This is a genomic window from Neobacillus sp. DFD-2R (assembly GCF_057747865.1).
The window spans coordinates 4,363,933-4,376,414 of sequence record NZ_CM173228.1; the positions used below are offsets into that span (position 1 = coordinate 4,363,933).

General features: G+C 38.0%; 17 protein-coding genes. 3 read left to right on the forward strand and 14 right to left on the reverse strand.

All coding sequences use genetic code 11. The features are described from left to right. Window positions 1-80: 80 nt before the first annotated feature. The 7 genes from spoVIF to AC3ANV_RS21840 all read right to left on the reverse strand — a co-directional run bounded on the left by spoVIF (window position 81) and on the right by AC3ANV_RS21840 (window position 3,752). Entirely contained in the window at window positions 81-335 is a 255-nt protein-coding gene (gene spoVIF / locus AC3ANV_RS21810) for a sporulation-specific transcription regulator SpoVIF (RefSeq protein WP_488310749.1), read from the reverse strand. A gap of 132 nt (window positions 336-467) precedes the next feature. Next, window positions 468-587, reverse strand: a complete 120-nt coding sequence (locus AC3ANV_RS21815; protein ID WP_488310750.1) for a YjcZ family sporulation protein — start codon at window positions 585-587, stop codon at window positions 468-470. A 117-nt stretch (window positions 588-704) separates the two neighbouring features. Continuing rightward, window positions 705-1,061: a stage V sporulation protein AE gene (gene spoVAE, locus AC3ANV_RS21820; RefSeq protein ID WP_488310751.1), complete on the reverse strand. Its 357-nt coding sequence runs from the start codon at window positions 1,059-1,061 to the stop codon at window positions 705-707. Beyond that, window positions 1,061-2,092, reverse strand: coding sequence for a stage V sporulation protein AD (spoVAD, locus tag AC3ANV_RS21825; protein ID WP_488310752.1), 1,032 nt, complete (start codon window positions 2,090-2,092; stop codon window positions 1,061-1,063). Before spoVAD ends, spoVAE begins: the two co-directional genes overlap by 1 nt. Further along, a complete protein-coding gene (gene spoVAC, locus AC3ANV_RS21830) occupies window positions 2,093-2,569 on the reverse strand; it encodes a stage V sporulation protein AC (protein WP_488310753.1) in 477 nt (158 codons plus the stop codon). Window positions 2,570-2,585: 16 nt separating this feature from the next. Beyond that, window positions 2,586-3,053 (reverse strand): YhcN/YlaJ family sporulation lipoprotein, encoded by a 468-nt coding sequence (locus AC3ANV_RS21835; protein WP_488310754.1) that lies wholly within the window; start codon window positions 3,051-3,053, stop codon window positions 2,586-2,588. A gap of 342 nt (window positions 3,054-3,395) precedes the next feature. Continuing rightward, window positions 3,396-3,752 carry a DUF1360 domain-containing protein gene (locus AC3ANV_RS21840; protein WP_488310755.1) on the reverse strand — a complete coding sequence of 119 codons (357 nt, stop codon included), beginning with the start codon at window positions 3,750-3,752 and terminating at the stop codon, window positions 3,396-3,398. A gap of 140 nt (window positions 3,753-3,892) precedes the next feature. On the opposite strand from AC3ANV_RS21840, the gene AC3ANV_RS21845 reads away from it, so the two are divergent. Beyond that, the gene (locus tag AC3ANV_RS21845) at window positions 3,893-4,396 is read left to right on the forward strand and encodes a CotY/CotZ family spore coat protein (protein WP_488310756.1); all 504 of its coding nucleotides are present in this window, start codon (window positions 3,893-3,895) and stop codon (window positions 4,394-4,396) included. A gap of 39 nt (window positions 4,397-4,435) precedes the next feature. Here AC3ANV_RS21845 and AC3ANV_RS21850 read toward each other — a convergent pair whose 3' ends face one another. The 3 genes from AC3ANV_RS21850 to AC3ANV_RS21860 all read right to left on the reverse strand — a co-directional run bounded on the left by AC3ANV_RS21850 (window position 4,436) and on the right by AC3ANV_RS21860 (window position 7,798). Next, window positions 4,436-4,936: a CotO family spore coat protein gene (locus tag AC3ANV_RS21850; RefSeq protein ID WP_488310757.1), complete on the reverse strand. Its 501-nt coding sequence runs from the start codon at window positions 4,934-4,936 to the stop codon at window positions 4,436-4,438. A gap of 123 nt (window positions 4,937-5,059) precedes the next feature. After that, window positions 5,060-5,830, reverse strand: coding sequence for an enoyl-ACP reductase FabI (gene fabI / locus AC3ANV_RS21855; RefSeq protein ID WP_488310758.1), 771 nt, complete (start codon window positions 5,828-5,830; stop codon window positions 5,060-5,062). Between the two features lie 117 nt (window positions 5,831-5,947). Further along, entirely contained in the window at window positions 5,948-7,798 is a 1,851-nt protein-coding gene (locus tag AC3ANV_RS21860; RefSeq protein WP_488310759.1) for a monovalent cation:proton antiporter family protein, read from the reverse strand. Between the two features lie 102 nt (window positions 7,799-7,900). Between AC3ANV_RS21860 and prpE the strand changes: the two genes are divergently transcribed. Further along, window positions 7,901-8,641 (forward strand): bis(5'-nucleosyl)-tetraphosphatase PrpE, encoded by a 741-nt coding sequence (gene prpE, locus AC3ANV_RS21865; RefSeq protein ID WP_488310760.1) that lies wholly within the window; start codon window positions 7,901-7,903, stop codon window positions 8,639-8,641. Between the two features lie 69 nt (window positions 8,642-8,710). Here prpE and AC3ANV_RS21870 read toward each other — a convergent pair whose 3' ends face one another. The 4 genes from AC3ANV_RS21870 to AC3ANV_RS21885 are packed head-to-tail and all read right to left on the reverse strand — an operon-like array spanning window position 8,711 to window position 11,512. Beyond that, on the reverse strand, window positions 8,711-9,613 hold the full coding sequence (locus AC3ANV_RS21870) for an RluA family pseudouridine synthase (RefSeq protein WP_488310761.1): 903 nt from the start codon (window positions 9,611-9,613) through the stop codon (window positions 8,711-8,713). Window positions 9,614-9,636: 23 nt separating this feature from the next. Beyond that, window positions 9,637-10,437, reverse strand: coding sequence for an NAD kinase (locus tag AC3ANV_RS21875; protein ID WP_488310762.1), 801 nt, complete (start codon window positions 10,435-10,437; stop codon window positions 9,637-9,639). A gap of 45 nt (window positions 10,438-10,482) precedes the next feature. Continuing rightward, entirely contained in the window at window positions 10,483-11,121 is a 639-nt protein-coding gene (gene yjbM / locus AC3ANV_RS21880; protein ID WP_488310763.1) for a GTP diphosphokinase, read from the reverse strand. 25 nt (window positions 11,122-11,146) lie between these two features. Further along, window positions 11,147-11,512, reverse strand: coding sequence for a UPF0738 family protein (locus AC3ANV_RS21885; RefSeq protein ID WP_488310764.1), 366 nt, complete (start codon window positions 11,510-11,512; stop codon window positions 11,147-11,149). A gap of 366 nt (window positions 11,513-11,878) precedes the next feature. Here AC3ANV_RS21885 and AC3ANV_RS21890 point away from each other — a divergent pair, with 366 nt between their 5' ends. Continuing rightward, on the forward strand, window positions 11,879-12,469 hold the full coding sequence (locus tag AC3ANV_RS21890; RefSeq protein WP_488310765.1) for a CYTH domain-containing protein: 591 nt from the start codon (window positions 11,879-11,881) through the stop codon (window positions 12,467-12,469). The last annotated feature ends 13 nt before the right edge of the window (window positions 12,470-12,482 follow it).

Sequence of the window (12,482 nt, forward strand, 5' to 3'; positions counted from 1 at the left end):
ATTTTTAGAATTTAAATCATTGAACTTCGATAACTGTCCAGCTCCAACGCCCAGCGGCTAGTGAACTTCGTTCTTCTAATTTACTTTTTATTCATCATTTTTGAAATCGTATTGAAATCAAGCTGTTTTCCGTCTTTGATGATTGATTTAACTATTTGATCTTCTAAATCTTTATTCACTGGTTTATTGGCAATTTGGGACACTCTGCGGATGACATTGCGGACGGTTGTTTCATCTTTGAAATTTGCATTCTGCAGGGAATTAGCTAAATCAAAGATATCCTTCATGTTTACGCCCGTTTTCTTTTCAATGTTTTTAAAAAACCCATTATCCATATTAAAAAACCACGCTCCTTCATAAACTACTTTATTGTATGAAGGAGGAGTAAAAAGGTGATTATTAGACAAAGAAAGGGCTGGCCACTTTTTCCGGCCACCCCTCTCAACATTATGCAACCTTAAGAAAAACTAAATAAATGTTGCACCAACAATGATTAATAGGATGAACAATACAACGATTAAAACAAATGTAGAGCCACCGCCAAATCCGTAGCCGTAGCCGCCGTAGCCTCCATATCCCCAGCACATATAAGAGTCACCTCACTTTAGTAGTCTCATTCATAACATATGAGATAACCCTTCAATGTGTATAGGCAGCAATCCTAAGCAACAAAAGGCAAACAAAAATGGTAATAAGACCCTTTTTTACCCTTTAGGTTTAAAAAGAAGAGCACCAATAAAACCAAAAATAATGGCTGCGGAAATACCGGAACTTGTTACTTCAAACATCCCTGTTAGCACACCCACAAGCCCATGTAATTTTGCCTCCTGAAGGGCTCCATGGACTAATGAGTTTCCAAAGCTTGTGATCGGAATGGTTGCACCGGCTCCCGCAAAATTGACAAGCGGTTCATATAGTCCAAATCCATCTAATACAGCTCCCGCAACAACAAGTAAACTCAACGTGTGCCCGGGAGTGAGTTTCGCAACATCAAACAAAAGCTGGCCGATCAAACAAATGATTCCTCCAACCACAAATGCCCAAAAATACATAGCTAGCATTATAATCCCCCCTTTTCCCCATTCATTTCAATGGAAACGGCATGCGCAATACAAGGGATGGAATCATTTTGTTGGAAGCTTAACGGCGATAGCAAAGCACCCGTTGCGATAACTAAAATCCGTTTATAAATGCCTTTTTTCATTTGGTTCAATATATGCCCATATACTACTGTCGCAGAACATCCGGCTCCGCTTGCACCTGATTGAACGGGCTGATCGTCTTTATAAATAAGTAACCCGCAATCCTGAAATTGCTTTCGTTCCAATTTCAAACCGCTTTTATTAATCAGTTCAAATGCTGTATCGTGACCAACTCTTCCAAGGTCACCGGTAATAATTAAATCATAGTAGGAAGGTTCTAACTGAAAATCACGAAAATGAGCCATAATCGTATCAGCTGCAGCTGGAGCCATTGCCCCTCCCATATTGAAAGGGTCTGTCAAGCCCATATCTACCACTTTCCCAATTGTTGCTGAGGTTGTAACAGGCAGATCTTGTGTCGAATCATTCGGTGCAATAAGAGCCACTCCTGCACCTGTGACCGTCCATTGTGCTGTTGGCGGCTTTTGTCCACCGTACTCTGTCGGGTAACGGAATTGTCTTTCTGTCGCTGCATTATGGCTTGACGCACCTGTTAAAATGTAGTTAGCCCCCTGATAATTTACGACAAAGGAAGCAAGGGCCAATCCCTCCATCGAAGTTGAACAGGCCCCAAAAAGCCCAAAATAGGGAATTTGCATCGTCCTCGCTGCAAAGCTGGTTGGAGTGATCTGATTAATTAAGTCCCCGGCAAATAAAAATTGAACCTGCTCTTTCTGAATTTTCGCTTTTGTTATTGCCGTTTTGATCGCCTCTTCGAGCATTATCCGTTGTGCTTTTTCGTAGGAATCCTGTCCCATCCATAAGTCTTCATGCAACAAGTCAAAATCATTGGCTAGATTCCCTTTTGCTTCAAATGGTCCCCCCGAAACCCCTGTAGCAGAAATCATTGGCCGATTTGCAAAAACCCATGATTGATGCCCTTTTAACAATTACAATCCCCCCCACTTTGCCAGTAATGTCCTGATTAAAGCCACTACAAAGGCAGAAAAAACACCGAATAGAATAACGGATCCAGCAAGCTTAAACATATTACCGCCTACTCCTAAAACAAAGCCTTCAGTCCGGTGCTCAATGGCCGCAGAAATGACGGCATTACCAAAACCTGTTACCGGTACTGCGCTTCCTGCTCCGGCGAATTGCCCAAGACGATCGTATATCCCAAACCCCGTTAAAAGCATGGATAAAAACACCATTGTCGCTACAGTTGGATTACCTGCAGTTTGTTCTGTAAAATTAAAAAAGTAAATATAAAAATAACTTATAGCTTGGCCAATCACACAAATGAGCCCGCCAACTAAAAATGCTTTAATACAGTTCTTCAGCACAGGTCTTTTAAACTCATGCTTTTGTTGAAGCTTTTGATAGTTCTGCTGCTGCGGAGTCAAGTTTTTTTGCTTGCTTGCCATCAAAAATCCCCCTTTCTTAGGTCATATCCTTCGTCATTTTTATAATTCTTCGGAGTTGTTTTTCGGCCTGTTTCTTAGAGAACTTCCTTTCCTTCATTCGCTCATCTAATCTGACTGCCTCAAGGAAAATCTTATAATCACTTGATACGGTAAAGTTTTCTTTCGGATATTTTTTTTCAAGCATATTATTAACGTTTTTTTCAATTTTCTTCATCCTAAAGCGTTGCAAATGCTTGACCTTGTAAGCAACCAATGTATTTTTTTGACCTTTTACAACTGCAACATCATAGATTTCCGGAAAAGAGCTTACGTCCTTCTTAATTTCTTCGACATGATTAGGATTTTTATTCTGATCTGTCACAACCGGGGTGGGGTTTGTTGTTTTTATAAGCGCCAATTGACTATCTTTTACTTTTTGATTAGGACCGCACGCTGTTAATAACAATAAACCAACAAATAGAATTAATCGGTATAAGTAAACCATTTTCTTCCCTTCCCTTATTCCATTTTATAAATTACATCTACAAAGTAGTTTTTTCGACATTCGTTAAAATTATGACTATTTCCAAATAATCTTTTTTATTATTGTTAACAAAAAAAAAACTGCCAGATACCCTAGCAGTTTCTTCCATATTACTTATTCGTTTTTTTACCGCACCCGCATCCTTTTTTCTTAATCGGTTTTGATACTTGAAAAGTTTGCGTCGCTTGTGTACTCTTCTTTTTCTTATTCAACGCTTCTCTCTCCTTCCGGGTCAATTCATTTCCTACTAGTTAGAATATGAATTTACTGTTAATCTTGTCTCAATAAAAATAATAAATCAGGCTATTTTTCAACCATTAATTGTACAATCGTTTCAAAAATCGCAGCCAGGCCGGCAACAGATAAAAAAAGGATTAATGGCAGACAGTAGTTGGGAAACAACCAAAACAATAAAACCAGTACTGCTGAGGTCCAAATACCTGTACACCAATAACAGCTTAGCAATTCACCGACAAATTTTTTGAATCCTTTTCCCTTTGGCATGTAATAAATTTCAACGCCCCCATCCTCATTCTCTTCTTCTATTTCATCAAAAAAAGGATTGCGAAGAAACTCGGTTATCTTATCAAAAACAATTAATCTTGTTAACCGAAAGCTTGCCAACGATAAAATAATTAAATATAAAAAGCTAATTTTCATGAACATTTGTCCTTTCTTTTGCTTGATATATTTAATCCGCCTAATTTTAAGAAAAAAGGCAATTGTCCGTAACCCATACGGGCACTGTGAAATATGTTAGTAATGTAAGATATATATCACGGATTAAGGAGGAAAAATAAATGGGTTGTGGGAATAATCATAACGATTTTCGCAGCGGCAACTGTGTGTGCGAAGTAGTTCGTGCAATTAAGGATATCCAAGATACAGCTATCCAACCTGTAGAATGTGCAGAATGTTCCAGTTGTTTTATGGAACCACTTGGTTCATTAGTATCACCTACAAGAAGAGATCCGGTCGATACTCGTGTTTTTGTTTTAAGTGATGACGAGGGTAATCCCTTCCACGCATTCTTTAGCGGCGAAAACAATGCTTGTGTATCAATCTTTTTCCGCGTAGAAGATGTTTTTGACAACTGTTGTGCCACATTACGTGTTTTAGTTCCCGGTCGTAAGGAAGGTGGAAACTTCGTTGCAGTGAACCTCATTACCAACGGAAAGGTTGATCTTTCAAAAGTTTGCCAAGTTGATCGATTCCGTGCAAGCAACGACTGTATTACAGTGGATTTAAAATGCTTCTGCGCAGTTCAATGTATTGCCGATGTTGACTTGGGAATTTGCATGTAAATAAAGCAGCCAGTCGTAAACCGGCTGGCTTTTTTTTGGCTATTTTTTAATCCCTATCATGATAACATCCTTTAATTGATGAAAAGGAATCGTTTCAGTGGTTTGATCATGAAATTTTATCGTTACCAAATCATCCTGATATTCATGTAAATATCCTTGATAACTTTTCCCCTCTGTATAAAATACGCAAGGAACAGGCGGAAGTACTTTCGGAAAGTTTAGTAAATATTCCAATCGTTCTTTAATATCCATCTCTTTAAAACTTTTGACCTTTCTGAATGAGGCTCGTTGTATTTCATCATTTTGAGTTGTCGTCTGCTGTGTATCTGATAAAGATACTTCGATTGGCGTTTGTTCTTGTACTGCCTCCTTTTTCATCATTGAGACCTTCCTCTCAATTTTATCAACGGGAAGCTTTTCATCTGTTACCTGCTTGCTCCCAGGCTTTATTGTATAAATGTCCTGCATGTTATTGGATGGAGTTCTGTTAAAAGGTTGATAAATATAAAGTAAAGGCTCTTGTTTTTTCTTTCTTGACATGAATTGCACCTCCATTTACGTAGTCCTTCACTCTATATGTATGCAAATTGCCTATACTCGTTAACTGTATTTTCGTAAGAATTTTCTCCATATAAAAAGCCCGCTTAATCGCGGGCCTTGATGCTATAAAATGTGGTATCCTGAATCAACGTGAATGTTTTCGCCTGTGATTCCACGGGAAAGTTCACTGAAAAGAAATACTGCAGTATCTCCTACTTCTTCAGGTGTTGTTGTTCTTCGTAAAGGAGCTTTTTCTTCAATTTCTCTTAGAATTGAGTTGAAATCACCGACCCCTTTGGCCGATAAAGTTCGTATTGGACCTGCTGAAATAGAGTTAACACGAATGCCATCTTTACCAAGGTCGGCTGCTAAATAACGGACACTAGCGTCTAAAGATGCTTTGGCAACTCCCATAACATTATAATTTTGGATGGCACGTTCACCACCCAAATATGTTAACGTTACGATGCTTCCACCTTCTGTCATTAATCCTTTAGCTTCCTTCGCCACAGCTGTTAATGAGTAAGAACTGATATTATGTGCAAGCAAGAAACCCTCTCTTGTTGTATTCATATAGTCGCCCTTTAATTCTTCTGTTTTTGCAAATGCAATACAATGTGCTACACCATGGATCGTTCCTGCAGCATCCTTAATTTCAGCAAAACATTTTGCAATATCTTCATCGCTTGTTACATCACAAGGTAAAACAAGTGTGCCTTCTGCTTCTAAAGAATTAGCCAATTCACGGACACTGCTTTCAAGTCTTTCACCGGCGTATGTAAAAATTAATCTCGCCCCTGCATTGTGAAGAGATCGTGCAATTCCCCAAGCAATACTACGTTTATTTGCAACACCCATAACAACATATGTTTTTCCAGCTAAAGAAAGATTCATAATTGAATTAGTCCTCCTATCATAATACAAGTTATTAGTACTTGGTACTAAGTTTACACTAATTCAGAATGAATGAAAAGTATGTATGTCATTCACCTGAAATTTTTTCGGGCAGGTTTAACAAAATTCCAGTTCTCTTTTTAGTTCATCTACATATTCCTTTGATCCGGTAACAATCAAGCGATCGTTCAATTGAAGCTCTGTATCACCATGAGGAACGATGGAATCTTTACCACGAAAAATTCTAACAAAAATGATATCTCCTGTAAAAGGGAATCTTCTTAATGACATCCCGTCAAATTGTTCGTTCGCCATTCTAATCTCATAAAGTGATGTCTCCTGATTCGTTAAAATATTAATGACACTAGGAGATTCTATTAGGGCACGAAGTAAAGCTTTTGCTGACATAAAGACTGAAAATACTTCTATATTGTATTCTCGCAAGCTTTGTTCTAAATCCGGACTTTCTATACGAGCGATGACTCTTGAAACACCTTTTTCCTTGACAGCAATGGCAAGTGTCGCATTTAATTCTTCATCACCTGTAGAAATCACCACCACTTCCGATTGATACACCCTTGTTTTCTCAATGGTCGCTAATGAATAATCGGGAATTTCGATAATTTCAAAAAGGGAATTTGCGATTTGTTTTTCTGATTTATCCATCATTGTATGATAGAGAACAGGATCATACAAACTGGATTTTAATTCTCTAGATACCGGCAAGGTAGTTTGATTGGCACCCAAGAAGGCTACAGGCACTTTTCGTATTGTCACCACTTCTTTAGGAAACAATTTTTTAAAAACAATCGGAGTAAAAATGGATGTGATTACCGCTACCACTATTAGTGTTCCGCTCATTTGCGGTGTTATAACCTTCATTCGTTCTCCAATTGTTGCAGCAGCGATAACAAGTGATAGTGTCGATGTAAGTAAAAAGCCTGAAGCAACAACAGTTTTAGTATCATACCATTTTTTTAAAAGATAGGCAGGTACTAGTTTTGACAATAATAACCCCATCAGCAAGAGCGGAATTAACATCAGTAATTTTTTCTCACTAAAAAGCGACCAAACATCAAGATTTACCCCAACCATAACAAAAAAGATGGGGATTAAAAAGCCATATCCAAAGGAATCAAGTTTATGAACAAGCTCCTGATTGGGAGAAAGTAAGGAAACAAGCACACCTGCGAGAAAAGCTCCTAAAATATTTTCAGCTCCTACTGTTTCGGAAAGTCCAACTAAAACGATGATAAGTGTAAATACGGCTCTTGTTCCAATTTGTACGGTACCTTTGGACATTGCCTCTATAAACGAACGATTTTTAAATCTTCTTCCAACAAAATAGAGAATAACACCTGCAGCAAACAGGATCAGTAAAAGCCAAGTGTTTCCATGCCCGGACTCGTGTAACGAAACAAAGATCGCCAGGAGGATCATCGTTGCCAAGTCGGCGATGACAGCAACCAATAAGATGATCTGCCCAATCACAGTCTTCATCAAATGGGCTTCTTTTAAAGTAGGGACCACAACTCCCAATGATATTGTTGAGATGATCAGGGTCATTAAGAAGGCATTTTGAATGAATCCTGTTACGACAAATAAAAACGATAAACCGAGAGAAAAAATAAAAATCCCGGCAAAAATTAATGATGAGGCTACAAAAGAATTCGGCTCTCTTTTCCCATTCGGAAGGATCTCCCGTTTTTTTCCTCCTCTAAAGGCAGAAAAATCAATTTCAAGCCCACTTAAGAACATCAGGAATATAAAGCCGAGAGTCGAAAGAGTGGAAAGCCACATATCTTGATGGACCAAATTAAAACCGCTCTTCCCGATGACGAGTCCCATGATAATTTCAGCTACGACAACCGGAATAAAATTAAGTTTAAAACGATGAAGGATAATAGGTGTTAGAAAAGCCATTGTAACAACAATAAGCAATGAAATAACAGATGCATGCTGTGCCATTTTTTGTTCCTCCTTAACTATTTGTCTGTACTTTTATACTCCTAATTAGTTTTTATAAAAATAAACAAATTACAGAAAATAAAACAATAAGGGGGTCATCCTATGAAAATTGATATTATTGGTGATATCCATGGTTGTTTATCGGAATTTAAAGAGCTAACAAAAAAGCTTGGCTACGGATGGGATAATAATATCCCTATTCATCCCGATAACAGAGTTCTTGGCTTTGTTGGCGATTTAACTGACAGAGGACCTGAATCATTGGAGGTAATTGAAATTGTTTGGCGGCTTGTCATCGAGCAGAAAAAAGCATACTATACACCGGGAAACCATTGCAATAAACTTTATCGCTTCTTCCTTGGAAACAAGGTTCAAATTTCACATGGCCTTGAAACCACTGTTGCCGAATATGAATCATTATACAAAAGGGATCAACAATCCATTCGAAAAAAATTTATCGAGCTATATGAAAAAGCTCCTCTTTATTTAGTATTGGACGAACAAAATCTTGTAATCGCCCATGCAGGGATAAAGGAAGAATTAATCGGTAAAACTCATTCGAAAGTAAAAACATTCGTTCTTTACGGAGATATAACCGGTGAAAAACACCCTGATGGATCACCGGTACGAAGAGATTGGGCCAAAGAGTATCACGGCAAGGCATGTATCGTATACGGCCATACCCCTGTTAAAGAACCGAGGATAATCAACAATACGTATAATATTGACACTGGAGCAGTTTTCGGCGGACTGCTAACTGCACTAAGATATCCTGAAAGGGAATTGGTTTCAGTTGTCTCTACTATGCCATATGTAGAGGAGAAATTTAAGGATTTTGCTTGATAAGAAAAGTGGAAGCGCCCTGCGCCGGGGATAGGCAGTTCTAAAGGTTCAAAAAGAGGCTGACCAATATTACAAATGGTCAGCCTCTAAAAGTGCTTTCATATCAGCGGGAAGCGGTGCTCTAAATATCATTTCCCGGCCCAAAAATGGATGTATAAATTTTATTTGTTTGCAATGAAGTGCTTGCCTTTCAATTAGCGCCCTGTCTCCGCCATACAAATCATCACCGAGTAACGGATGACCCAGAAAAGACATATGAACCCTTATTTGATGGGTTCTGCCAGTCTCTAATTGAAGTTCAATATGCGTAAATATGTCATATCTATCAATTACCTTGAAATGTGTACATGCATACTGACCGTCAGTCCGAACTTCCCTTTCAATGATGCTGTCCTCTTTCCTTCCTATTGGTTGATCAACGCTACCCCAATCAGGTACTATGGTTCCACTCGCAAGTGCTTCGTATGTCCTTTTGACCCTTCCGCTTTGTTGCTCTTTGCTAAATAAGTGATGGATATGACGATGCTTTGCTACCAGGACAATCCCCGATGTGTCCCGATCAAGGCGTGTTACAATGTGGGAAGTCGCTGTTAGCCCGATCTGATCATAATAACCAACGAGAGCGTTTGCAAGACTCCCTGTTGGATGTTCTCGAGAAGGAATCGTACTCATACCGGCAGGCTTATTTACAACCAAGAGGTAATCGTCTTCAAAAAGAATCTGAAGCGGAATATTTTCTCCTTTAACTGACTCACTGGGAACTTCAGGAGGAAAGATGACGGTTAAAACGTCTGTTGTTTTTAATTTGTAGCGAACATTTACTTCTTTACCATTTGCAAAAATACTTCCACCTTTAAATTTTATATCTGTTAAAGCAGTCCGGGAGATCTCTTCTTCTTTAAGAAAATCCTTTATCAGCTTCCCGGCATGGCTTTGATCAATAATCCACTTAATTTGAAACCTTAAAGACATCTTTTCTCCCCCGAAACCTGAAATTAATCCGAATCAGATATAAATGAATCATGTACTCTTTTCCAGAAAGGAAAGGGTCTGAAGCGAGCAAAACGTATTTTTTCTTCCGGTACCCTAAATTGGATCGATTTTACATCCTTATGAAGAAGGGTTAGATGATCAATTGTTACTTGAAAATCGGATCGGTTAACAGGTTTTAGCATACATGTGTGGTGCGATGGTAAAATTAGCGGCGATCCTATCGTTCTAAAGACACGGTTATTTAAAGACGCCATTTCCGCCACTTGAATGGCCGATATAGATGGATGGATAATCGCTCCTCCCAGCGCCTTATTATAAGCGGTACTTCCTGAAGGTGTTGATACACACAGACCATCTCCCCGAAACCTTTCAAAATGCTCGCCGCGAATTTCTACATCCATCACTAACGTTCCTTCAACACTTTTTACAGTGGATTCGTTTAAGGCAAGATATCTTGATTCCTTTCCTGCATGCTGGTAACGAATGATTACTTCAAGTAATGGGTATTCAACTACTTGATAGGGGGTTTTTGCGATGGCAATCACAAGCTTTTCAATTTCATCAGGTATCCAGTCAGCATAAAAACCAAGATGTCCGGTATGAATTCCAACAAAGGCTGTTTTATCCAAACGGCTGCTATAGCGATGAAAAGCATATAATAATGTTCCGTCACCACCAATTGATACGACTATATCCGGTTGGTCCTCATCATATATAAGATCAAAATCTAATAAATAAGTCCTCATTTTGTGCATCAGGATATTTGATTTCTGATCTCCTTTTGATGTAATTGCAAATTTCATAATTAATAGGCTCCTTATACAAAAGATGCGTTCAACAAACAGACATTAGCTTTTTTCTTCTTGTTTTAATTCTTTCTTTCTTGTAAAAAATGCCTGAGCCTCTTGTATTTCTCCGCGAATCAATGACATTTCTTCATCTAACCGGAACGCGGCTTCAGCAGCTCTTTGAAGTCTCATTTGAATATCACTTGGAAAAATCCCTTTATATTTATAGTTTAGCGTATGTTCAATTGTAGCCCAAAAATTCATCGCCAGTGTCCTAATTTGAATTTCAGCAAGAATCTTCTTTTCCCCGTGAATCGTTTGTACCGGATAGCGGATGACGACATGATAGGAACGGTAGCCACTCATTTTTTTATGAGAAATGTAATCCCTTTCTTCTACAATTTCAAAATCATGACGATTTCTTAATAAATTTACAACAATATGTATATCATCAACAAATTGACACATCATTCGCATCCCGGCGATATCCTGCATTTCTTCTTCCAATCGATCTAAAGGTATTCCTTTTTGCTTTGCCTTATCAAAAATACTTGCTATTGGTTTAACTCTTCCTGTTACAAATTCGATTGGCGAATGAGTAGAATCTAATTCAAATTGGCCCCTCATTCCCTTTAATTTTATTTTCAATTCATCAACCGCCTGTTTATATGGAGCTAAAAATAGGTCCCAATGCTTCATGAATTTCACCTCTATAAACAACAAATTATCTCTTAAACATTTCCTCTACTTTCTTGACCATTTCTTCACCGTAATTACTATTCCCCTGAATATTGCTAATAACATATTCTAATTCATCATGAAAATTAGTTAACTCCATTTGTTGTTCATTAAAAGAAATCCAAACCGGTATTTTTTGCTCTAACGCGGTATTCAATTGCGGCCAGACCGTATCAGGTAAAACGATATATGTATAATCTTGTTGATCTTCCGTCAAATAAATAAATGAAAATTCGTCAGAATCGACAAGAATTTGTTCAGCTGGCAATAACCCCTTTATCGATTCATTGGCTTTTAACTCCAGCTTATTGTTATTTAAATAAGATGACATAATTATTATTTTCTTTTTCATGTATATACCTCCATTTTCACATACCTATTTTAGCATAATCTATCCAATTCTCCCAAGGATTGCAGACTTGATTAAAAATGAGATAATGAGAAAAGCGCAAGCGCCCGTTTAGCGCACGACAGGACTGGAGCGCACCGTATGAGATAAAGGAAACACGGAGCTATAGTCGATTCGATGTTGACTTATCGTAAGGAGGTGAGCGAAGTACACTAGTCGCTGGACGCTCCTCGGAAAAGCTAACGCTTTTCCTTCGTGCGAAGTATCGCTTCCGAAGCTTACTCTTGTGGAGCTAGACATTTCTCAAAGAACAAATTTTATATTTTTTATCTTTTTTAATAGCAAACACGGTGAAAGGACTGACACAAGATGTCGCAAAATATTGAAATTGAATTTAAAAACATTCTGTCCGAGAAAGAATATGAATTGCTTCTAAAAAAATTTAACATCAACGAAAAGCAAATTTTCAGCCAAGAAAATCATTATTTTGATACACCTGATTTTGCATTGAAGGAAAAAAAGTCTGCATTACGAATCCGCCAAAAACCGGATCATTTTGAAATGACATTAAAACAGCCTGCAAGTGTTGGACTCCTTGAAACGAACCAAGTTTTAACAAAGGAAGAGGCATCGGAGGCAATTCAATTTGGTAAACTCCCAACCGGGATAATCCAAAACTTAATTGAAGAGGTGGATATCCCTTATAAAACCATTGGGTATTTTGGTTCATTATTAACAAAAAGAGTTGAATTTGATTATAAAGAAGGCTTGCTCGTTCTTGACCATAGTTATTATTTAAATAAAGAGGACTTTGAATTAGAATACGAAGCAAAAAACCATCGTGATGGACTCAGAATATTCCAGGAATTTCTTAGACTGCATGGAATCCCGAAGCGTATTACCGAGAATAAAATTCTTCGTTTTTATTACCAAAAAAGCCTGCAAAATAATACAAATTAATTTCCAACACCGC

Excerpts from the sequence above, each read along its gene's own strand:
- AC3ANV_RS21815 (WP_488310750.1), bottom strand. The coding sequence starts at position 587 with ATGTGCTGGGGATATGGAGGCTACGGCGGCTACGGCTACGGATTTGGC.
- fabI (WP_488310758.1), bottom strand. The coding sequence starts at position 5,830 with ATGAATCTTTCTTTAGCTGGAAAAACATATGTTGTTATGGGTGTTGCA.
- AC3ANV_RS21875 (WP_488310762.1), bottom strand. The coding sequence starts at position 10,437 with ATGAAATTTGCAATTACATCAAAAGGAGATCAGAAATCAAATATCCTG.
- AC3ANV_RS21835 (WP_488310754.1), bottom strand. The coding sequence starts at position 3,053 with ATGGTTTACTTATACCGATTAATTCTATTTGTTGGTTTATTGTTATTA.
- AC3ANV_RS21860 (WP_488310759.1), bottom strand. The coding sequence starts at position 7,798 with ATGGCACAGCATGCATCTGTTATTTCATTGCTTATTGTTGTTACAATG.
- spoVIF (WP_488310749.1), bottom strand. The coding sequence starts at position 335 with ATGGATAATGGGTTTTTTAAAAACATTGAAAAGAAAACGGGCGTAAAC.
- spoVAC (WP_488310753.1), bottom strand. The coding sequence starts at position 2,569 with ATGGCAAGCAAGCAAAAAAACTTGACTCCGCAGCAGCAGAACTATCAA.
- yjbM (WP_488310763.1), bottom strand. The coding sequence starts at position 11,121 with ATGAAGCATTGGGACCTATTTTTAGCTCCATATAAACAGGCGGTTGAT.
- AC3ANV_RS21870 (WP_488310761.1), bottom strand. The coding sequence starts at position 9,613 with ATGTCTTTAAGGTTTCAAATTAAGTGGATTATTGATCAAAGCCATGCC.
- prpE (WP_488310760.1), top strand. The coding sequence starts at position 7,901 with ATGAAAATTGATATTATTGGTGATATCCATGGTTGTTTATCGGAATTT.
- AC3ANV_RS21850 (WP_488310757.1), bottom strand. The coding sequence starts at position 4,936 with ATGTCAAGAAAGAAAAAACAAGAGCCTTTACTTTATATTTATCAACCT.
- AC3ANV_RS21840 (WP_488310755.1), bottom strand. The coding sequence starts at position 3,752 with ATGAAAATTAGCTTTTTATATTTAATTATTTTATCGTTGGCAAGCTTT.
- AC3ANV_RS21845 (WP_488310756.1), top strand. The coding sequence starts at position 3,893 with ATGGGTTGTGGGAATAATCATAACGATTTTCGCAGCGGCAACTGTGTG.
- AC3ANV_RS21890 (WP_488310765.1), top strand. The coding sequence starts at position 11,879 with ATGTCGCAAAATATTGAAATTGAATTTAAAAACATTCTGTCCGAGAAA.
- spoVAE (WP_488310751.1), bottom strand. The coding sequence starts at position 1,061 with ATGCTAGCTATGTATTTTTGGGCATTTGTGGTTGGAGGAATCATTTGT.
- AC3ANV_RS21885 (WP_488310764.1), bottom strand. The coding sequence starts at position 11,512 with ATGAAAAAGAAAATAATAATTATGTCATCTTATTTAAATAACAATAAG.